Annotated in this window: 18 protein-coding genes; 4 read left to right on the top strand and 14 right to left on the bottom strand. The window is 67.4% G+C overall.

The annotated features are described in order from the left end of the window. Positions 1-47 precede the first annotated feature (47 nt). Positions 48-800: an SDR family NAD(P)-dependent oxidoreductase gene (locus AC6HZP_RS13820; RefSeq protein WP_497523338.1), complete on the top strand. Its 753-nt coding sequence runs from the start codon at positions 48-50 to the stop codon at positions 798-800. Positions 801-1026: 226 nt separating this feature from the next. After that, positions 1027-1731, top strand: coding sequence for a transcriptional repressor LexA (lexA, locus tag AC6HZP_RS13825; protein WP_201404097.1), 705 nt, complete (start codon positions 1027-1029; stop codon positions 1729-1731). On the opposite strand, the gene AC6HZP_RS13830 is transcribed toward lexA, so the two are convergent. Beyond that, entirely contained in the window at positions 1725-4577 is a 2853-nt protein-coding gene (locus AC6HZP_RS13830; RefSeq protein ID WP_497523339.1) for a ComEC/Rec2 family competence protein, read from the bottom strand. The genes lexA and AC6HZP_RS13830 overlap by 7 nt on opposite strands. Before the next feature lie 130 nt (positions 4578-4707). Between AC6HZP_RS13830 and gltX the strand changes: the two genes are divergently transcribed. Next, on the top strand, positions 4708-6201 hold the full coding sequence (gene gltX / locus AC6HZP_RS13835) for a glutamate--tRNA ligase (RefSeq protein WP_497523340.1): 1494 nt from the start codon (positions 4708-4710) through the stop codon (positions 6199-6201). A gap of 214 nt (positions 6202-6415) precedes the next feature. Beyond that, a complete protein-coding gene (gene gltA / locus AC6HZP_RS13840; RefSeq protein ID WP_201404100.1) occupies positions 6416-7708 on the top strand; it encodes a citrate synthase in 1293 nt (430 codons plus the stop codon). Positions 7709-7977: 269 nt separating this feature from the next. On the opposite strand, the gene lpxB is transcribed toward gltA, so the two are convergent. The 13 genes from lpxB to tsf all read right to left on the bottom strand — a co-directional run bounded on the left by lpxB (position 7978) and on the right by tsf (position 21421). Then, positions 7978-9162: a lipid-A-disaccharide synthase gene (lpxB, locus tag AC6HZP_RS13845; RefSeq protein ID WP_497523341.1), complete on the bottom strand. Its 1185-nt coding sequence runs from the start codon at positions 9160-9162 to the stop codon at positions 7978-7980. Then, entirely contained in the window at positions 9159-10031 is an 873-nt protein-coding gene (locus AC6HZP_RS13850) for an LpxI family protein (RefSeq protein ID WP_497523342.1), read from the bottom strand. The genes lpxB and AC6HZP_RS13850 overlap by 4 nt, the downstream gene beginning before the upstream one ends. A 10-nt stretch (positions 10032-10041) precedes the next feature. Further along, positions 10042-10860 carry an acyl-ACP--UDP-N-acetylglucosamine O-acyltransferase gene (gene lpxA, locus AC6HZP_RS13855; RefSeq protein ID WP_201404103.1) on the bottom strand — a complete coding sequence of 273 codons (819 nt, stop codon included), beginning with the start codon at positions 10858-10860 and terminating at the stop codon, positions 10042-10044. A 10-nt stretch (positions 10861-10870) separates the two neighbouring features. Beyond that, positions 10871-11338, bottom strand: coding sequence for a 3-hydroxyacyl-ACP dehydratase FabZ (gene fabZ / locus AC6HZP_RS13860; protein WP_201404104.1), 468 nt, complete (start codon positions 11336-11338; stop codon positions 10871-10873). A gap of 4 nt (positions 11339-11342) precedes the next feature. Continuing rightward, the gene (gene lpxD / locus AC6HZP_RS13865) at positions 11343-12407 is read right to left on the bottom strand and encodes a UDP-3-O-(3-hydroxymyristoyl)glucosamine N-acyltransferase (RefSeq protein WP_497523343.1); all 1065 of its coding nucleotides are present in this window, start codon (positions 12405-12407) and stop codon (positions 11343-11345) included. A gap of 70 nt (positions 12408-12477) precedes the next feature. Beyond that, positions 12478-14781, bottom strand: coding sequence for an outer membrane protein assembly factor BamA (bamA, locus tag AC6HZP_RS13870; protein ID WP_201404106.1), 2304 nt, complete (start codon positions 14779-14781; stop codon positions 12478-12480). Positions 14782-15008: 227 nt separating this feature from the next. After that, the gene (gene rseP / locus AC6HZP_RS13875) at positions 15009-16154 is read right to left on the bottom strand and encodes an RIP metalloprotease RseP (RefSeq protein ID WP_497523344.1); all 1146 of its coding nucleotides are present in this window, start codon (positions 16152-16154) and stop codon (positions 15009-15011) included. 34 nt (positions 16155-16188) lie between these two features. Further along, a complete protein-coding gene (dxr, locus tag AC6HZP_RS13880; protein WP_497523345.1) occupies positions 16189-17418 on the bottom strand; it encodes a 1-deoxy-D-xylulose-5-phosphate reductoisomerase in 1230 nt (409 codons plus the stop codon). After that, positions 17412-18275, bottom strand: a complete 864-nt coding sequence (locus tag AC6HZP_RS13885) for a phosphatidate cytidylyltransferase (RefSeq protein WP_497523346.1) — start codon at positions 18273-18275, stop codon at positions 17412-17414. Before AC6HZP_RS13885 ends, dxr begins: the two co-directional genes overlap by 7 nt. Continuing rightward, positions 18272-19057 (bottom strand): isoprenyl transferase, encoded by a 786-nt coding sequence (locus AC6HZP_RS13890; RefSeq protein ID WP_201404110.1) that lies wholly within the window; start codon positions 19055-19057, stop codon positions 18272-18274. Before AC6HZP_RS13890 ends, AC6HZP_RS13885 begins: the two co-directional genes overlap by 4 nt. A 16-nt stretch (positions 19058-19073) precedes the next feature. Next, positions 19074-19619: a ribosome recycling factor gene (gene frr, locus AC6HZP_RS13895; protein WP_201404111.1), complete on the bottom strand. Its 546-nt coding sequence runs from the start codon at positions 19617-19619 to the stop codon at positions 19074-19076. Between the two features lie 46 nt (positions 19620-19665). Then, complete coding sequence (gene pyrH, locus AC6HZP_RS13900; RefSeq protein ID WP_201404112.1) at positions 19666-20388, bottom strand: UMP kinase; 723 nt, start codon at positions 20386-20388, stop codon at positions 19666-19668. A 106-nt stretch (positions 20389-20494) separates the two neighbouring features. Beyond that, positions 20495-21421, bottom strand: a complete 927-nt coding sequence (tsf, locus tag AC6HZP_RS13905; RefSeq protein ID WP_497523347.1) for a translation elongation factor Ts — start codon at positions 21419-21421, stop codon at positions 20495-20497. Positions 21422-21462: the final 41 nt, after the last annotated feature.

Raw genomic sequence — 21462 nt, forward strand, 5'->3', positions numbered from 1 at the left:
GGGCCGCGAGCCGCCGATCCTCTCCAACCATGCATGAGTGCCAGACCATGACGCAGTCCGCAGGCCGGTTCACGGGCCAGACGATCATCGTGACCGGAGCCGGCGCCGGCATCGGCCGCGCCACGGCGCTTCGCCTCGCCGCCGAAGGCGCGCGGGTCCTCGCCGCCGACATCTCGGCCGACAACCTCGAAAGCCTGGCGCAACAGGCGCCGGCCGGAAGCGTCGTCGCCGTGGTCGGTGACCTGACCGAGCAGTCCTTCATCGACACCCTCGCCGCCGCCAGCGACGGCAGGATCGACGGCGTGGCGAACATTGCCGGCATCACTGACGGCTGGCTGCCGCCGGCCGAGATGGACGACGCCACCTGGCACAAGGTGTTCGAATTGAACCTGACGGCGCCGATGCGGCTCGCCCGCGCGGTGCTGCCGCAGATGCTCGCCCGCGGCAAAGGCAATTTCGCCTTCGTCTCGTCCGAGGCCAGTTTCCGCTCGTCGCTGTCGGGCGTCGCCTATACCAGCTCGAAGCACGGCCTGAACGGCCTGGCGAAATCGATCGCCTTCTACTACGGCACCAAGGGCATCCGCTCCAACGTCGTCGCGCCGGGCGGCGTCAAGACGGGCATGGATACGCGGTTCCGTTCGGACTATGCCAAGGAGATCACGGCCCCGATCCTTGAGACCGCGCCGCCGTCGGTGGAGCCCGACATCATCGTCCACTCCATCCTCTGGCTTCTCTCGGACGACTCGCCGAACATCAACGGCGTCATCCTGCCCTGCGACGGCGGCTGGACGACGATGTAGTCGGGATCCCGGCCGCCCACGCTCAAACCGGAGCCCCGGTTCTCGATGCCGGAGGCGGACGACGATCGCCCGCCTTCGTCCCGCGATCGCGCGTCCAGCGCCGCCCAGCGATCGCGCTCCTGCCGCGCTGCCTTGCGGAACGCATGGGGAACAGTTATTCTGTTCGCGTTTTGTACCTTGACGATTCTGTCGTCCCCCTTGGCAAGGCCCGCAGCGCGAGATCACCATGCTCACTCGGAAGCAGTATGAACTTCTCCTGTTCATCAACGAGCGACTGAAGGAAGCAGGCGTCCCTCCCTCTTTCGATGAAATGAAGGACGCGCTCGACCTGCGCTCCAAGTCCGGCATCCATCGCCTGATCAAGGCGCTGGAGGAACGTGGCTTCATCCGCCGCCTGCCCAACCGGGCCCGCGCGCTGGAGGTCGTCCGCCTCCCCGAGACGATGACGCCGACCCTGGCGCGGCCGAAGAAGCAGGCCTTCTCGCCGAGCGTGATCGAGGGCAGCCTCGGCCGGGTCCGCCCGGTCGAAGAAATGCCGGATCTCGCACAGCCCGTCATTATCCCGGTGATGGGCCGCATCGCCGCCGGCGTGCCGATCTCGGCCATCCAGACGCAGAGCCATTCGATCTCCGTTCCGCCGGAAATGCTGCGCGCCGGCGAGCATTTCGCGCTCGAAGTGCGCGGCGATTCGATGATCGAGGCCGGCATCCTCGACGGCGACACCGTGCTCATCCGCAAGAGCGACAATGCCGATTCCGGCGACATCGTCGTCGCGCTGGTCGACGAGGAAGAGGCGACGCTGAAGCGGCTCCGCCGCAAGGGCGCGTCGATCGCGCTCGAAGCCGCCAACCCGGCCTATGAGACGCGCATCTTCGGACCCGACCGGGTCCGCATTCAGGGCAAGCTGGTCGGCTTGCTCCGCACCTACTGATCGTCCGGCCCCGGCTCGTAGCGCGGCATCCACGGCCGGCGCACCGGGGCATAGGCGGTCAGGACCTCGAAGCGGTCGGCAAGCTGGATCGGACGCAGTCCGGCTTCGGATTGCGTCTCGACGTTTGTCGGCGGGAGGATGTCTTCATCCTCGGCACTGCGCTCGATTTCGGCATCGCGCTCCTGGAAAGCGTTCTCTTTGGCATCGCCCTGGTCGGCAGAGCGCCGCTCGGGATCGCGCGCTTCGGCAGTGCGCTCTCGAGCCAGGCGCTCTCGTGCATAGCGCTCCGGCGGAGCGGCCTGGGGGACATTGGACAATTCGGTTTGGGCCGGCGCGGACAGGACAGGGACGGGTTCCGCCGCTCCAAGCCGGGAAGCCCCCTCGCCTGCACTCGCCAAAGCCTCGTGATCAACGCGCCCCAACGCAATGACTGACCTTTGCCGGTCGGGAGGCAGCGTGCCCGGCGCGGCTCCGGCTTCGGTTCCAGACGCCTCGGCAGCGGCAAGATCCCCGACATCCGTCGCGTCGGCGGCGCGGCTCTCCGTTTCATCGTCCCGAGCTGGCGGCAGAGCCGTCCCGCCGCCGGGGATGACCGCCTCGGCGGTCACGGAGGCCGCCGCCGTATTGGACGTGCGCGGATCGGCGGGAAGGTATCCGTCAGCTGGGGCGATCGGAGCATTCGACGCGATTGGCTCGTCCGGGGCGGTCGGGCCGTTCGGGGCGGTAGCCTTGGCCGGCTCCGCCGGGGCGGCCGGATCGGCCAGCCCCTCCATCGAATCGGCTAAAATCCCCTCGCGCTGGATCAGGGCGATCGAGCCGGCGCGGCGGAGCGCATGCCGGTCGAGGACGGCCGTGTGCAGGCCGCAGCTTGCCGGCACTGCGAGCGGGCTGACGATCAGCACCGCGCGGCGGCAATCCTCTTCAAACGCGGAGCGGTCGAGCGCCAGCGCCACCAGGCCGCCATCCGGCAGCCGGCCGACGCAGCCGGAGGCGTCGCATCCGCCGGCCTGCACGACGCCGGGAAGCGCCGCGTCGCGCGGATCGCCGTCCGAGCGCAGCCAGATATCGGTGACGAAGCGGTCCTGCTTGCGGGCGACGATCGAATGGCGGCCGTCCTCGCCGCGCAGCGCGATCTGGCGGCCGTCGGCGCTGACGAGCAGGCCTGGCCGCGCCGGATAGAGCGCCAGGGCGGCGCCGAGGACCATCGGCGCCAGCCCGGCGAGCCGCCAGCGCTCGCGCCAGAGCGCCAGCCAGGCGAAGCCGGCGATGAAGATGAGAAGGGCCGTGGCGCTCGGCATGGCGGCGCCGCCCGATTGCCCGGACCATTCGCTGACCTTGGCGGCGACGACGAGCATGCCGTCGATGCCCCAGCCGACGATGGCGAGCGGCGGCGCTTCCAGCCCGAACGGCATGAGGAGCACGGCGATCAGCGCCGCCGGCATGACGAGGAAATCGGTCAGCGGCATCGCCGCGACATTGGCGAGGATCGAGAGCGGCGCCATGCGCTGGAAGTGATAGAGCGCGAAGGGCGTCGTCCCGAGCCCGCCGAGGAGCGAGGTCACCACCATGCCGCCGCCGAATAGCAGCAGTCGCCGCGAGAGGAGCGCGGCGCGGCCTCGCGGCAGCGTTGCGTTCGTCGCCAGGCGCCGCCGATGCCGCTCGGCCATGAGCTCGAAGCCGGCGACGAGCGCCACGGTGGCGGCGAACGACATCTGGAAGCTGGCCGAAAGGATGCTCTCCGGCGTCACGGCGAGCACGACCAGCCCGGCGAGCGCGACGTTGCGCATCGAGATCGCCCGCCGGTCGGCCAGGATGGCGAGGAAGGCGATCGAGGTCATGACGAAGGAGCGCTGCGCCGCGACATCGAGACCGGAGATCAGCAGGTAGAAGCCGCTGAGAAGGAGCGCGGCGATGGCAGCCCATTTCTTGATCGGCCGCCGGAGCGCCAGCGCCGGCACCAAAGCGAGCCCTGCCCGGACGGCCCAATAGATCGCGCCGGAGACGAGCGCCATGTGCAGGCCGGAGACGGAAAGGATGTGAGCGAGCCCCGACAGGCGCAGCTCGTCCTCCGTCTTTTCCGAAAGCCCGCCGGCATCGCCGATGATCAGCGCCGTGGCGACGTAGCGGCTCTCGCCGATCAGCGACGCGTCGATGCGGGCGCGGATCGCCTCGCGGATGTCCTCCAGCGGCGCGCGCAGCCGGATCGACAGCGGCGCCGGGCCGAGATCGACCCGCTTCACCTTGCCATAGGCAAACCCCGTCGCGCCGACGCCGCGATAGAAGGAATCGCGGGCGAAATCATAGCCGCCCGGCAGGACCGGACCGGAGGCGGGGCGGAGCCGGGCGAGCGCCGAGATCCCCTCGCCCACCTTCGGCACGTCGCGGCCGCGCACCGTCACGGTGACGCGTTGCGGGATGGTCGTGATCCGTCGCGCGTCCAGGCCGGCGACGAGGATCGTCAGCCGATAGCCGCCGCGCCGGGCCTTGCGCGCCTCGACCCAGCCGGTGACCGTGCCGGTCACCTGCCGCTCCAGCACCCGCGTCGCGAGCGCGTCGGTGCGCAGCTTGCTCGCGGTCGCCCCGGTCGCCACCATGGCGAGGAGCAGCGTGAGCCGTACCAGGCCGGCCCGGCGGCGCCCGGCCCATGCCATGCCCCAGAGGACGAGCGCCAGCAGCGAGAGCGCCACCGCCGAGGGCTCGGAGGGAAGCGCGAAATAGAGAAGCGAGCCGACGCCGAAGGCGACCGGAAGCCAGAGAAAGCCGCGCCCCGCCTCGATCTCGCGCTCCAGCCACGCGCCGGTGCCGAGGCGGAGAAGGTCGAGGCGGTCGGCAAGGCGTGCGGCCAAGCGAGCGTCCGCCGGCGCCTGCCACCGGCGCGCGAGATCCGGCGCCGGCGGGTCGCGGACGCCTTCAATTGGGTGCGGATCGCTTTCGGCCATGGCCCCCGCCTTTCGCCCGAGCGCCCCGCTATGCTACATGACCCACCGCAGTTCGCCGAGTGGCGAGAATCCATGCCCCTTGCGGCTTCCCGCACATCTGGAACCCCTCATGTCCAAACCAGTTGTCACCCGTTTCGCCCCCTCTCCAACCGGCTTCCTCCACATCGGCGGCGGGCGCACGGCCCTGTTCAACTGGCTCTATGCGAAACACACGGGCGGCAAGATGCTGCTCCGCATCGAGGACACCGATCGCGAGCGCTCGACCGACGCGGCGATCGACGCGATCCTCGACGGCCTGAAGTGGCTCGGCCTCGACTGGGAGGGCGAGACGGTGTTCCAGTTCGCCCGCGCGCCGCGCCATCGCGAAGTGGTCGAGGAACTGCTCGCCGCCGGCAAGGCCTATCGCTGCTACTGCACGCCCGCCGAGCTCGACGCGATGCGCGAGAAGGCGCGCGCCGAGGGCCGCGCCCCGCGCTATGACGGCACCTGGCGCGACCGCGACCCGTCCGAGGCGCCGGCCGGCGTCAAGCCCGCCATCCGCATCAAGACGCCGCTCGACGGCGAGACCGTGATCGAGGATCAGGTCCAGGGCCGCGTCGTGATCCCGAACAAGGATCTCGACGACCTCGTGCTGCTGCGCTCCGACGGCAACCCGACCTACATGCTTTCCGTCGTCGTCGACGACCACGACATGGGCGTCACCAACGTCATCCGCGGCGACGACCACCTGACCAATGCCGCGCGGCAGATGGTGATCTACCAGGCGATGGGCTGGGAAGTGCCTGTCATGGCGCATATCCCGCTCATCCACGGCTCGGACGGCGCCAAGCTTTCGAAGCGCCACGGCGCGCTCGGCGTCGATGCCTATCGCGCCATGGGCTACCTGCCCGAGGCGATGCGCAACTATCTGGTCCGTTTGGGCTGGGCGCATGGCGACGACGAGATCATGTCGCTCGAGCAGATGATCGAGTGGTTCGACATCGTCGATGTCGGCCGCTCCGCCTCCCGCTTCGATTTCGCCAAGCTGGAGAATCTGAACGGCCACTACATGCGCGCGACGGACGACGAGACGCTGCTGAAGATCTTCATCGACACCCTGCCCTATCTGCCGGGTGGCGAGGGCATGGCCGTGCAGTTGACACCGGAGAAGACCGAGCAGCTCCGCATGGCGCTTCCGGGCCTCAAGGACCGCGCCAAGACGCTGGTCGAGCTGAAGGACGGCGCCAATTTCTTCATGGTGCAGCGCCCACTGCTCCTCGACGAGAAGGCCTCGACCATTCTCGACGACGCGGCGCGCGCGCTCCTGAAGGACGTGCACGCGGTGCTGGAGACCGTTGCGGAATGGACCGTCGAGGCGACGGAAGAGGCGGTCAAGGCCTTTGCCGAGTCGCGCGAGCTGAAGCTCGGCAAGATCGCCCAACCCCTGCGTGCAGCCCTGACCGGCCGCGCCACTTCGCCGGGTATCTTCGACGTGCTGATCGTTCTCGGCCGCGAGGAGAGCCTCGGCCGCATCGCCGACCAGGCCCGATAAAATCAAGCGCCGCGGCGGTTTTGCACCACTCCGCCGCGGCGCTTTTATTGATACCAGAACCTTATAATAGCTCCCGCTCCGGCCGCTTGCCGCGATGCAATAAATCGGATACCCAGAGGACCGTAAATTCCTCTGGTAACGCGCCCCTCGCCATTCCGGCGACCGACGCGCCAGCACCCGCCCGAACACACATTTCCGCAAGGGGGTAGGTTTCATGAGCGAAACCAAGGCGACACTTACGATCGGCGACGACACCTGGGATTTCGGCGTTAAGCAAGGCACGCTGGGGCCCGACGTCATCGACATCGGTGCGCTCTACGCCAAGACCGGTCGCTTCACCTATGACCCCGGCTTCACGTCCACCGGCGCCTGCGACAGCAAGATCACCTTCATCGACGGCGACAAGGGCGTCCTGCTCTATCGCGGCTATCCGATCGAGCAGCTCGCCGAGAACGGCGACTTCCTCGAGACCTGCTATCTCCTGCTCTACGGCGAGCTTCCGACCGCCGCCCAGAAGGCCGATTTCGATCAGCGCGTGACCTATCACACGATGGTCCACGAGCAGATGTCGCGCTTCTTCACCGGCTTCCGCCGCGACGCGCATCCGATGTCCGTCATGGTCGGCGTCGTCGGCGCGCTTTCCGCCTTCTACCACGACTCGACCGACATCTCGGATCCGCATCAGCGCATGGTGGCGTCGCTCCGCCTGATCGCCAAGATGCCGACGATCGCGGCCATGGCCTACAAATACCATGTCGGCCAGCCCTTCGTTTACCCGCTGAACTCGCTCGACTACGCGTCGAACTTCCTGCGCATGTGCTTCGCCGTGCCGGCGGAAGAGTACAAGGTGAACCCGATCCTCGCCCGCGCGATGGACCGCATCTTCATCCTGCACGCCGACCACGAGCAGAACGCCTCGACCTCGACGGTCCGCCTCGCCGGCTCGTCGGGCGCCAACCCGTTCGCCTGCATCGCGGCCGGCATCGCCTGCCTCTGGGGCCCGGCGCATGGCGGCGCCAACGAAGCGGCGCTCAACATGCTGCAGGAGATCGGCTCCGTCGATCGCATCCCGGAATACATTGCCCGCGCCAAGGACAAGAACGATCCGTTCCGCCTGATGGGCTTCGGCCACCGCGTCTACAAGAACTACGACCCGCGCGCCAAGATCATGCAGAAGACCTGCCATGAGGTGCTCGGCGAGCTCGGCATCACCGATGATCCGATCCTCGAAGTGGCGCTGGAGCTGGAGCGCATCGCACTGCACGACGAGTATTTCGTCGAGAAGAAGCTCTACCCGAACATCGACTTCTACTCCGGCATCACGCTGAAGGCGCTCGGCTTCCCGACGACCATGTTCACCGTGCTGTTCGCGCTCGCCCGCACCGTCGGCTGGATCGCGCAGTGGAAGGAAATGGTCGAGGATCCGAGCCAGCGCATCGGCCGTCCGCGCCAGCTCTACACCGGCGCCCCGGCCCGCGACTACGTCCCGGTCTCGAAGCGCCACTGAGCGCTTCGGCCAGAAAATGCAAAAGGGCGCCCTCGGGCGCCCTTTTTGTTTTTCGACCGCGCTCGTTTAGCTGCGCGATCGGTCGCACGCTCCACCGTCATCCCCGCGAAGGCGGGGATCCATACAGCCGCGGAATCGGGAGTTTCGTACGAGAGCCAACTCGGCTGAATGGATCCCGGGTCAAGCCCGGGATGACGGCGAGGATGGCATGGGAGACGGAGTGCGAGAATGAAACGTCGGGGCGCACCACACGGGGCGCCCCCCGACCCTCAGCCGGCGGCGCGAGCCTGCGCCAGGACCGCCAGCACCGTCGCGGCGGCGCGTTCGGAGGGGCGGACGCCGCCCGTGCTCATCAGCGCGTCGAGGCGGGCGAAGCCGTCGAGCTGGGCCTGGCGCGCCGGACCGTTGGCGATCAGCGGCGCCAGCGCCTCGGCGAGCATCTCCGGCGTGCAGTCATGCTGGATCAGCTCCGGCACATAGAGGCCATCGAGGATGATGTTCGGCAGCGTGGCGAAGCGCCCGACGATGAAGCGCTTGGCAAGTTGTGCCTCCCAATCCGAGACCCGGTAGCCGGCGACGAGCGGCACGCCGGCGAGCGCCAGCTCCAGCGTCACCGTGCCGGACGCCGCGAGCGCCACCCGCGCTTGGCGGAAGGCGGCGAGCTTCGCGTCCTCGCCGGTGACGATCACCGGCTGAACCGGCCAGTCGCGCGTCGCCTCGCGCACCATGGCCTCGAGGCGCGGCAAGGTCGGCAGCACCAGGTCGAATGCCTGCCCGCGCTGCCGCAGCAGGCCGAGCGCGGCGCCGAACGGGCCGGAGAGGCGCGAGAGCTCCATGCGCCGGCTGCCGGGAAGCACCAGAACGGTCGGCCGCGCGCCGTCTCTAACCGCGAGATCGGCAGCGCTCGGCTGCAGTTCCGGGATTTCGCTCAGGAGCGGATGCCCGACATAGGTCGTCGCCGGCCCGCCGAGGCGGCGCATCACCTCCGGCTCGAAGGGCAGCAGCGCCAGCACATGATCGATCGTGCCGTACATCTTGCGCGCCCTGCCCGGCCGCCAGGCCCAGACCGTCGGCGCGACATATTTCACGATCGGCAGGTTCGGCAGCCGCTTGCGCACGCGGCCCGCCACGCGGCGGTTGAAATCCTGCGCGTCGACCAGCACGAGAATGTCAGGCGGATTGGCGACGATCGCCTCCACCGTCTGCCGCATGCGCTTCAGGATCGTCGGCAGCTTGGCGATCACCGCGCCAAAACCCATCGCCGTCAGGTCGTCCATCGGATAGAGGCTGCGGAGGCCCTCGTCGATCATACGATGGCCGCCGACGCCGCGGAACGACAGCGCGCCGCTCCATTGGCCATCCAGCGAGCGCATCAGCCCGGCGCCGAGGATGTCGCCTGACTCCTCGCCCGCGATGAGGAAGACGTCGAGCGGTCGAACGGCGGGCAGGCTCATCGATCGAGCCCGACGATGAAGAGACCCGTCTCGTCGGCGATGCGCACGATATCCTCGATATTGGCGGCGATGACCCCACCGGCCTCGACGGCGACGCCGGCAAGCCCCGCCTCGGCGGCGAGCTCGATCGTCCGGGGACCGATCGACGGCAGGTCGAGCCTGCGATCCTGTCCGGGTTTCGGCGCCTTCACCAGGACGCCGGACTTGTGGCCGAGCTTGATGCGGCCATTGGCGCGCAGATCGCGGCAGCGCTCCAGCATCAGATCCGTGCCCTCGGCCGCCTCGACCGCGAGAATCCGCCTTCCGCCGACGACGACGCCCTGGCCGATATCGAAGGGCCCGAGCGCGCGCACGACCTCCTGGCCGAAATGCGCCGCGTCGATGTCCTCTTCCCGCGGCTGGTGCGCGCCGAGCACGCCGGGCGGCACGAGAATGTCAGGCGCGATCTGATGCGCGCCGACCAGCTCGAAGCCGTGCTCCTCGAAAATCCGGCCGACGGAAGTGAGGAGATGATCGTCGCCGCCCCGGAACATGCCGAGCACGCGCGGCAGCAGCTTCAGCGAACCCCAGTCGACGCGAAGCCTGGAAATGCGCGGCCTGAGAACGGTGCCGACGAAGACGACCTGGCGGCAGCCGTTGCGGCGCAACACGCCGGACAGCTTGCCGAAGGCGCCGATATGGATCCACTCATGCGGATAGCGCTCGACGGCCTCGGCTTCCGCGAAGCCGTAGATCGGCAGCAGGAAGACCTTGCGGCCGGCCTTGAGCGCGGCCTCGGCGACGACGATCGGAAAGGCGCCGCCGCCACAGATGATGCCGAGCGTGCCCAAATCGGGCTCGCTCGGGGATGGGACGGCCGCTTCCGTCACGGCCGGCCTCTCACGCGTCCGCGTCGTGATGTTCGGCCGCCACGATGCGCGGCACCGTCAGGCGGCGCTTGCCGCGCTGGCGGATGAAGCTCACGACATGCATGACGTTGGCGTCGTCCTGGTAGCGATCGGCGACCGTCTCGATGCGCTCGGCGAGCTGGCCGGGTCCAAAGAACAGGTCGCGATAGGCGGCGCGCAGGCGCTGGATCTGCGGCCGGTCGAAACCGCGACGCTTCAGGCCGATGATGTTCAGGCCGCCGAGGCCTTCGGCGCCCTCGCGCACGGCGCCGAACGGGATCACGTCGTGCCAGATCGGGCAGAGACCGCCGATGATCGCCTGGTCGCCGACGCGCACGAACTGATGCAGCGCGCAGAGGCCGCCGAGGAACACGTTGTTGCCGATCTCGACATGGCCGCCGAGCGTGGCGCAGTTCGCCATGATGACGTCGTTGCCGAGCGAGCAGTCATGCGCGATGTGCACGCCCGTCATCAGGAAGCAGCGATCGCCGATCCTGGTCTCGCGCCGCTCGCCGACCGAGCCGATGCTGATCGTGACGTTCTCGCGGATGACGCAGTTCTTGCCGATCGTCACCAGCCCCGGCTCGCCCTTGTAGTGGACGGATTGCGGGTTTCCGCCGATCGAGGCGAAGGGGTGAATGGTCGTCCCCTCGCCCACCGTCGTGCGGGCGGTGATCGACACGTGGTTCTGGACCACGACGCCGTCGCCGAGAACCACGTCCCGGCCGATCAGCGAAAATGCACCGACACGGACATCGGCGCCGAGACGGGCGCCGTCCTCGATGACGGCAGTGGGATGAATGTTGCTCATGAAGCTCCGTTCACTGATCGATCAGCATGGCGCTGATCTCAGCCTCTGCGACCTTGGCCCCGGCGACGATGCCTTCGCACTGGAATTTCCAGACGGCACCGCGCGAACGCGTCTTGCGGACGTGATATTCGAGCACGTCGCCCGGCACCACCGGCCTGCGGAACTTCGCGCCGTCAATCGTCATCAGGTAGACGACGCGCGGCGGGCCGTCCTTGGCGGCGTTGGCGATGCAGATCGCACCGGCCGTCTGCGCCATGCCCTCGAGGATCAGCACGCCCGGCATCACCGGATGGCCGGGGAAGTGACCCTGAAAATGCGGCTCATTGAAGGAGACGTTCTTCAGTCCCCTGGCGCTCTCGTCGCGGTCGATGTCGACGATGCGATCGACCATCAGGAACGGATAGCGATGCGGCAACAGCTCCAGGATCTTCTGGATATCAGCCGATCCGAGCTCTTTCGTCTCTTCGGTCACGGTCATGGGCTCAGTCCCCCTGGGTATCCTTGTGTCCTGTCCTGGCTTCGCGCTGGGCGAGGCGGCGCAAGGCCACCTCCTCGCGGAACCATTCCTTGATGCCTCGCGCCGGGGTGCCGCCATAGCGGCCGCCGGGAGCGAGGTCGTCCTTGACGCTCGAGGTCGCGGCGACCTGGGCGCCGGAACCGATCGTCACATGGCCGTTGACGCCGACCTGGCCGCCGAGCACGACGAAATCGCCGAGCGTGACGCTGCCGGCGAGCGCGACCATCGAGACGATGACGCAGTGCCGGCCGATGACGACGTTGTGTCCGACCTGAACCTGATTGTCGATCTTGGTGCCCTCGCCGATCACCGTGTCGCGGTTGGCGCCGCGGTCGACCGTCGTGTTGGCGCCGATCTCGACATCGTCCTGGATGACGACTCGGCCGATCTGCGGCACCTTGGCATGGCCCTTCGGTCCCATCAGATAGCCGAAGCCGTCCTGGCCGACGCGCACGCCCGGATGCAGGATAACCCTGTTTCCGATCAAGGCGTTGGTGACGGTCGCTCCGGCGGCGATCGAACTGTCCCGACCGATTCGGACGCCGGCGCCGATGACGGCGCCCGGTCCGATGATGGTGCCGGAGCCAATCTCCGCGCCCGCGCCGACGACGGCGCCGGGCTCGACCGTGACGCCGGCCTCGAGCCGAGCCGTCTCATGCACATGCGCACCCGACGCGATGCCCGCGCCATAGACGAGCGCCGGCCGCAGCGCGGTCGGATAGAGCTTCGTCTGCACCGCGACATAGGCCTCGTAAGGCTTGGCCGCCTCGAGCGCGGCGACGCCGGCCGGGACGGAGGCCACCTGCTTCGGCGAACAGAAGCACGCCGCCGCGTGGGTGTCGGCGAGCAAGGGCAGATAGCGCGGATTGTCGATGAAGGTCAGATCGGCGGCGCGCGCCTGATCCAGCGGCGCCACGCCGCGGATGATGCGGGATCCATCGATGCCGTTGGCGATCCGCGCCCCGGTCAGGGCAACGATATCGTCGAGGGTCATCGGCCCTGACGGCGCGAAAAAGACGGGATCAGCCATGCCGTGAAGGTCCACAAACAGAAAAGGCCGCCGGCTCACCCGGCGGCCTTGCAACTCTCTATAGAGGCTATCAGAACTGCGTGCCAGCGCTGAAGCGGAACACCTGGGTCTTGTCCCAGTCCGCCTTGGTAAGCGCCTCGGCGAAGTCCGCGCGGAGCAGACCGAACGGCGAGTTCCAGATGATCGACGCACCGACCGACGAACGGACGAGCGAGCTGTCCTGCACGTTGAGGCCGTTGAGATCGTCCTGACCCCAGAGCGAGCCGGCATCGGCGAAGACCGCGCCGCGCAGGCCGAACTCTTCCGGGAAGGCCGGCAGCGGGAACTGCGCTTCCGCCGTGACGTTCCAGTAGTTCTTGCCGCCGACCGCGTAATCGCTGGCGTTACCCTGCACGCGACCACCATAGCCGAGCGACTGGAAGCCGCGGATCGTCTCGCCGCCACGGTAGAAGTTGTCGAGAACCGCGACGTCCTTGCCGCCGAAGCCGGTGACGTTGCCGGCGCCGCCCTTCAGGAAGCCGACGATGTTCGAATCCGGCCACAGTTCCTTGTAGTAGCGCGCATCGATCGAGCTGCGGACGAACTGGCCGTCGCCGCCGACACCCGCGAAGTCCTGCGAGAAGCGGACGAAGGTGCCGTCGCGCGGATCGTTGATGTTGTCGATCGTCGAATAGGTCAGCTGGTAACCGACCGACGAGTTGACCCACGTTCCGAGCGGATAGAGCGTCTCGAGCAGGTTGCTGTTCGGCTCGAAGTCCGCTGCGTACTGGCTGCCGTACGACTTCACGTCGCGCTGAACCAGCTTGTAGTTGAACTGGACGTTGAAGTCGTCGGTGATGGGCAGGCCCAGGCGGATGGTGCCGCCATAGGTGTCCATGTTGTAGGCGCGGAAGTCGGTTTCCTTCGACTGGTTGTAGAACACGTCGAAGCCGAGCGACATGCGGCGGCCGAGGAAGTACGGCTCGGTGAAAGAGACGTTCGCCGTACGATCGTCGACGCCACCGCCAACCGAAACCTTCAGATACTGGCCGCGGCCGAGGAAGTTCTTCTCGGTCATCGACACCTGGGCGATGAAGCCACCGCCCTGATCGGTGGTGTAGCCGCCGCCGATCTGGAACGAACCGGTCGACTGGTCTTCGACGTTGACGTCGATCACGACCTTGTCGGGCGCGCTGCCCGGCTGGGTCGTCACCGAGACCGTCTTGAAGTAGCCGAGATTCTTCAGGCGACGCTCGGCCTTGTCGACGATGACGCGGTTGAACGCATCGCCTTCGGACAGGTCGAACTCGCGACGGATGACGTAGTCACGCGTGCGGGTGTTGCCGCGAACGTTGATGCGCTCGACATAGAGGCGCGGACCTTCGTCGACCAGATAGGTGACGTCGATCGTGCGGTTCTCGTAGTTGCGATCGCCGCGCGGACGAACCTGCGCGAAGGAATAGCCCTTGCGCGCGATTGCCGTGCTGAGATCCTCGGTCGTGCGCTCGATCAGGGTCGAGTTGAACACGCGCCCCTCGCGGGTGCGGACCAGGCCCTTCAGATTGGCGGCATCGACCTCGGGGATCGACGAATCGACGTTGACGGTGCCGAAGCGGTAGCGCGGACCCTCGTCGACCGTGATGACCAGATCGTAGCGGTTGGTGGCCTCATTGAAATTGGCCTCGGCCGAGACGATGCGGAAATCGGCGAAGCCGTTGCGCATGTAGAGACGGCGGATCAGCTCCTGGTCGGCCTCGAAGCGCGACTCGTCGAACAGATCGCGCTTGGACAGCCAGCTGGTGATGTTCGTCCGCTTGGTCGTCATCACGTCGCGCAGGCGACCGCTGGAGAAGTGCTTGTTGCCGACGAAATTGATGCTCGAAATGCCGGTGCGCGAGCCTTCGTCGATCTTGAAGGTAACGTCGATGCGGCCGTTGTCGCGCGGCGTCGTCGTGACCGAGACGCCAGCCTCGGAACGGCCGTTGCGGCGATAGGCTTCCTTGATGCGCTCGACGTCGCCATCAAGCTTTTCCTGCGTCAGCACGCCGCGAGACTTCGTCTCGATGATCGGCTGCAGCATGTCCTTCTTGAGCTTCTTGTTGCCCTCGAAGCGGACGGTGCCGACGATGTTGTTTTCCTTGACGCTGACGACGAGCGAATTGCCCTGCCGCGTGATCTTCACGTCCGAGAACAGCCCGGTCGCGTAGAGCGCCTTGACGGATTCGTTGATCTCGGCGGGGCCGAAGTTCCGGCCCGGCTGGATCGACAGATAGTTGCGGACGGTCTCGGGATCGACGCGGGTGTTACCCTGGACGACGATGTTACGCACGACGTCGGCATGGGCCGAGCTTGCCCCAATGACGGACATCTGCGCGGCGATTACCGGCACGGCCACAGTCATTACCGCGGCACGAGCGGCTCCCCGCGTGAAAGTCTTGATGGAATTCATTGGGTTCAAACGCCCTGTTCTATTCTGACTTCCCAGTCCGAACCCCCCGTACAGGATTCGCTAACCGGACCGATCGACTGCAGCTTTGTGGCATGCGCCTGACCCATTCGCAAGCCGAGCACCAGTCTGACACAGAGGAATTTAACCGTCCGTTGCCAAGCGGCCACGCTCGGTCACAAAGAGCTCAAGTGGATGATATCGTTCCAGGTTGTGAAGAGCATCAGCATCAGCACGGCCGCCAGGCCGATGCGGAATCCGATGTCCTGGGCCTTGGGGCTAAGCGGTTTACCGCGGACGATCTCGAACAGATAGAAAAGCAGGTGCCCGCCATCGAGCATCGGCACCGGGAACAGGTTCAGAAGGCCGATCGAGACGGAAAGAATCGCCGCAAGGTTGATCAGCGCCACGACGCCGAGCGTCGCGACCTGCCCCGAAACCTGAGCGACCCGAATCGGCCCGCCCAGCTCTTCCGTCGATTCGCGGCCGGTGAAGATGCCGCCGATATAGTCGAAGGTGCGGTCGACGATGAACCACGTCTCCTGCGCGCCGAGCCAGACGGCCTGCGGCAGCGAGTAGCGCTCGAGCTTCACATCCGCGGCGGCGGCGCTGCGCGACAGGCCGAGCTGGCCGATCTTGTGGACGTTGCCGAAGCGGTCGGTGATCTCGCGACGCTGCGGCGTCGCCTCGAGCGTCACCTCGCCGCCGTCGCGCTCGACGACGATAGTGAGCTTTTCGTCAGCGCTGGCGCTGACGATGCGCTGCAGGTCGTTGAAGGAGGAGATCGGCGAGCCGTCGATCGACAGCACGAGATCGCCGACCTTGAAGCCGGCCGTCTCGGCCGCGCCGCCGGTGACGACCTGGTCGACGCGCGCCGAGGTGGTCTCGCGCCCGTAGATGGTGAAGATGCCGGCGAAGATGACGATCGCGAGGATGAAATTGGCGATCGGGCCGGCCGCGACGATCGCCGCGCGCTGCCAGACATTCTTGGCGAAGAAGGTGTCCTTGCGGTCCTCGTCCGACATGCCGGCGATGGCCTCGCGGCTCGGCGTGCTCGCCGCATCCTCGTCACCGAGGAACTTCACATAGCCGCCGAGCGGAATGGCGGAGATCTTCCAGCGCGTGCCGCGGCGATCGTTGAAGCCGATCAGCTCCGGGCCGAAGCCGATGGAAAACGCCTTGACGCGCACACCGCACCAGCGGGCGACGAGGAAGTGGCCGAGCTCGTGGAAGAACACGACGATCGTCAGGACGAACAGGAACGGGATCAGGTAGCCGAGCGTGCTCGATCCGAAATGTCCCAGGGGAGCCAGAAAGTCCATTCCTCAAACCCTCTCCGATTCCGCGGCGTCGCCATCAACTGGCGCGTCTGCCCCGGAATTCAATCAGTTCGCCGGCGAGCCGCCGGCCTTCGGCGTCCAGCGCCAGGACGGTGTCGACCGTCGCGAATTCGGTTCCGCCGACGGTTGCCACCGCCCGCTCGAGCACAGCCTCGACGGTCGCCGCGATCTCGAGAAACTCGATCGCGCCCGCCAGAAACGCCTCGACGGCGATCTCGTTGGCCGCATTCACTATATTGGTGGCCCAGTCCCCACTTTCGAGCGCATGGCGCGCGATCGACAGTGCTGGAAAACGCTCCAAATCCGGCTTTTCGAAGGTTAGCGTACCAACGGTTGCGAGATCGAGGCGCGGCGTTGCGATCGCGACACGCTTCGGCCAGCTCAGGCAGTGCGAAATCGGGATGCGCATGTCGGCGGCGCCGAGCTGGGCGACGATCGAGCCGTCGGCATAGGTGACGAAGCCGTGCACGACCGATTGCGGGTGCACCAGCACGTCGAGCCGCGCCGATTCGATGCCGAAGAGGTGATGCGCCTCGATCAGCTCGAGGCCCTTGTTCATCAGCGTCGCCGAATCGATCGAGATCTTCGGCCCCATCGACCAGCGGGGATGCTTGAGCGCCTGCGCCGGGGTGGCGCGCCGCATTTCCTCGAGCGTCGCAGTCCGGAACGGACCGCCCGACGCCGTGACGGTGATCCGCTCGATCGCGCCGACATTCGCCGCCTCGAGCGACTGGAAAATGGCGTTGTGCTCGGAATCGGCCGGCAGAATGCGGACGCCGGCCGCGGCGGCACGGCGGTTGAACAGCGCGCCGGCGCAGACCAGGCATTCCTTGTTGGCGAGCACGATGTCGGCGCCCGCCTCGATCGCCGCGAGCGTCGGCTCCAGTCCCGCCGCGCCGACGATCGCTGCGACGACCAGATCGACCGGCCGCGAGGCCGCCTCGATGATCGCCGCCGGCCCTGCCGCGACGTCGATTCCGGTGCCGGCGAGACGTTCGCGCAGCGCCTCGTAGCGCTCGGGGTCGCCGATCACGGCGAGCCTGGCGCCAAGCCGGACCGCCATCTCGGCCAGTTCGTCGACCCGGCTCTGCGCCGTCACGACCTCGACGGCGAACGCATCGCCATGCTGCAGGATGACGTCGGCCGTGCTGCGGCCGACCGATCCCGTCGCGCCGAAGACGGAGATCGTGCGCCGTGCCTTGTCCGCGCGCGCCCAGCCGGCCGCGATGGCGGGACTTCTCACCATGACAGCATCCCCTGCCCGACCTGCTGCTCGCCGAGATTGAGCCAGCCGATCAGCGCCGCGCCGGCGGCTGCGAAGATCAACCCGTCGACGCGATCCATCATGCCGCCATGTCCTGGAATGATCCGGCTGGAGTCCTTGCGATCGAAATGGCGCTTGATGGCGGATTCGAAAAGGTCACCCGCCTGCGACGCGATCGACAGCAGCGCCAGGCAGACGATCAGCATCGGGCCGATCCGCAGGCTGAAGGCCCAGGCGACGATCGCCGCGCAGACGACGCCGCCGACGAGGCCGCCGATCGAGCCCGACCAGGTCTTCTTCGGCGAGACGCGCGGCCAGAGCTTGGCGCCGCCGATGGTGCGGCCGGCGAAATAGGCGAAACTGTCCGTGGCCCAGACCAGAACCAGCAGGACGGTGACCGAGGCCAGGCCATAGGCCGGGTCCGCGCGCAGGGCGCAGAGGGAAACGCCGAGCAGGCCGGCATAGGCGACGCCGCCGGCGAGCCAGGCCGAGCGCGACAGCAGCGCCACGCCGACGAGGCCGGCGATGAGCACCGCGAGGCCGACGCCGAGCCCCTGCAGGCCGGCGATGAGCGAGGCGAGCGCCACGAAGGCGGTGCCGATCGAGACATCGGCCGTCGACGGCAGGAGATTGGGCGAGCGGCCGATGATGTTGGCCCATTCGGCGAAGACGATCGCGGCGACGAGGGCGACGAGCAGGAAGGCGGGCCATCCGCCCCACCAGGTTGCGACGAGCGCGACCGGAATGAGAACCGAGGCCGACAGCAGCCGCAGCCGGAATTCGCTCCGCCCCGCCTGGCCGCCCTGCGCGGGCGAACCCGCGGGATGATGGGATTTCAACCGCTCCTCCGGGCGGCAATCCCGCCAAAACGCCGCGCGCGGCGCGTATATTCCTCGACCGCCTGAATATAGGCGGCCCGATCGAAATCGGGCCAGAAGGCCGGCATGAAGACGAGCTCGGCATAGGCCGCCTGCCAGAGCAGGAAATTGGACAGGCGCATCTCGCCGCTGGTGCGGATGACGAGATCCGGATCGGGCATGCCGGCCGTGTCGAGATAGGACGTGATCGTCGTCTCGCAGATCGCGTCCGGCGCCAGATGTCCGGCGGCGACCGCCTCGGCCATCCGCCGCGTCGCGCGCACGATCTCGTCGCGCGAGCCGTAGTTGAAGGCGATAACCAGGCGCAGGCCGGTGTTGTCGCGCGTCAGCGCCTCGGCCTTGTCCAGCAGCGAGCGAATGTCGGCGGCGAGCTTGACGCGGTCGCCGATGACGGTGACGCGCACGCCGTTGCGGTGCAGCTCGGCGAGGTCGCGCTGGATGAACAGGCGCAGCAGCCCGAACAGGAACTGCACCTCCAGCGGCGGCCGCGACCAGTTCTCGGAGGAGAAGCTGAACAGCGTCAGGTAGCCGACGCCGAGCTCGCGCGAGGTCTCGACGGCGGTGCGAACCGCCTCCATGCCGCGCCGGTGCCCTTCCGTGCGCGACAGGCCGCGTCCCACCGCCCAGCGTCCGTTGCCATCCATGATGATGGCAACATGACGCGGCACGCTCAGCGGCGCCTCGGCGACGCCTGAGGGTTTCGCCAGGAGCTCGGCACCCGAATCGTCGGCATTCGAGTTCATGGCTATCCCCGCCCGATCAGATCTGAATGATCTCCGCTTCCTTCGCCGCGAGAATCGCGTCGATCTCGGCAATGGTGTCGTCGGTGAGCTTCTGGACCTTCTCGGAGAGCTTGCGGCTCTCGTCCTCGCTCATGCCGTCCTTCTCGCTCTTCTTCAGGCCGTCAATGCCGTCGCGGCGGACATGGCGGACCGAGACGCGCGCCGCCTCGGCATACTTGTGCGCGACCTTGACGAATTCCTGGCGGCGCTCGGCGTTGAGCTCCGGGATCGGAATGCGGAACACCTGGCCCTCGACCACCGGGTTGAGCCCGAGGCTCGACTCGCGGATCGCCTTCTCGACGGCGCCGGCCGTGGCGCGGTCCCAGACCTGCACCATGATCAGGCGCGGCTCCGGCACGCTGATCGTCGCCAGCTGCGTGATCGGCATGTGCGAGCCATAGGCGTTGACGACGATCGGGTCGAGCATGCTGGAGGAAGCACGCCCGGTACGAAGTCCGGCAAGCTCGGTCCTCAGGACGGAGACGGCGCCGTCCATGCGGCGCTTCAAGTCGTCGAAGTTCATGGCATCCTCATATCTTGGCGCGCCGGCGACAATGCGGCAGCGGACATCAATCGTCGGCGACAATCGTCGCGCGGCCCTGGCCACGCAGGATGTCGACGAATGCGTTGGGTTCCTGGATCGAAAATACGACGAGCGGAATGCCGTTGTCACGAGCGAGCGCGACGGCGGCGGTATCCATGACCTGCAACCCGCGCGAGAGCACGTCCGCATGGGTCATGCGCTCGAAGCGGACGGCGTTCGGGTCCTTGCGCGGATCGGCCGAATAGATGCCGTCGACATTGGTGCCCTTGAAGAGCGCCTCGCAGCCCATCTCGGCAGCGCGCAGCGCCGCGCCCGAATCCGTCGTGAAGAAGGGGTTGCCGGTGCCGCCGGCGAACAGGACGACCTTCGAGCGCTTCAGCGCGCGCTCGGCGCGCTGCTGGCTGAACGTCTCGCAGATCGTCGGCATCGGCACCGCCGAGAACACGCGCGACGAGACGCCGCGACGCTCGAGCGCCTCATGCATGCCGATGGCGTTCATCACGGTCGCCAGCATGCCCATGTGATCGCCGGCGACGCGGTTGCCGCCCGCCTTCGCGATGGTCATGCCGCGAAAGATATTTCCACCGCCGACGACGAGGCCGACTTCGACGCCCAGCTCGACGGCCTGTCCGACTTCGCCGGCGATCCGGTCGATGACTTTCTCATCGATGCCGAAAGGCTGATCACCCAGAAGCGCTTCGCCGGAAACCTTGAGGAGCACACGTCGAAAACGGACCGGTTCCGCCATACTAGCTTCCTCTTCACTCTATGAAATGCGCCTCCGGATACACGAAGGGCGCCGGATTGTCATCCAGCGCCCTGTTGTTTTTCACGGTGGAACCGGTGTTCCCCGGTTATTTCGTGCCGGCTGCGGCGGCGACTTCGGCCGCGAAATCGGACTCTTCCTTCTCGACGCCCTCACCGAGGCGGAACGAGACGAAGGTCTTCAGCTCGATCGGCGCGCCGACATCCGCCTCGGCGGCCTTGAGGGCCTTCTCGACGGTCAGGTCGGGGTTGATCACGAAGGCCTGCGAGAGAAGCACGACTTCCTCGTAGAACTTGCGGACGCGGCCCTCGACCATCTTCTCGATGATCGCTTCCGGCTTGCCGGACTCGCGCGCCTGCTCGGCGTAGACGGAGCGCTCACGCGCCACCACGTCGGCGTCGAGCTCATCGCTGCGGACGGCGAGCGGGTTGGTGGCGGCGATGTGCATCGCGATCTGGCGGCCGAGAGCCTGCAGCTTGTCCGCGTCGCCGGTCGACTCGAGGCCGACCAGAACGCCGATCTTGCCGAGGCCCGGCGCGACGGCCGAGTGCACGTAGCTGGCGACGACGCCGTTCGCGACTTCGACCGAAGCGGCGCGACGCAGGTTCATGTGCTCGCCGATCGTGGCGACGGCGGTGGTGATCGCCTGCTCGACGTTCTTGTCCGAGCCGTCGAAGGACGCGCCGGCGACGGCAGCGACCGAACCATCGGTCGAAAGCGCCGCCTCGGCGACCTTCTGGACCAGGTTCTGGAATTCGGCGTTGCGCGCGACGAAGTCGGTCTCGGAGTTGACCTCGACCGCGACGGCCTTGTTGCCCGACGAGGCGACGCCGACGAGGCCCTCAGCCGCGACGCGGCCAGCCTTCTTGGCGGCCTTGGCCAGGCCCTTGGTGCGCAGCCAGTCGATCGCGGCCTCGATGTCGCCACCGTTCTCCTGCAGCGCGGCCTTGCAGTCCATCATGCCTGCGCCGGTCTTCTCGCGCAGGTCCTTCACCATCGAAGCGGAAATGGTCATCGTCTGCCTCGTTTCATGTTGCTCTAACGAACAGCCGGGCG

The organism is Kaistia sp. SLG-1 (assembly GCF_059699055.1).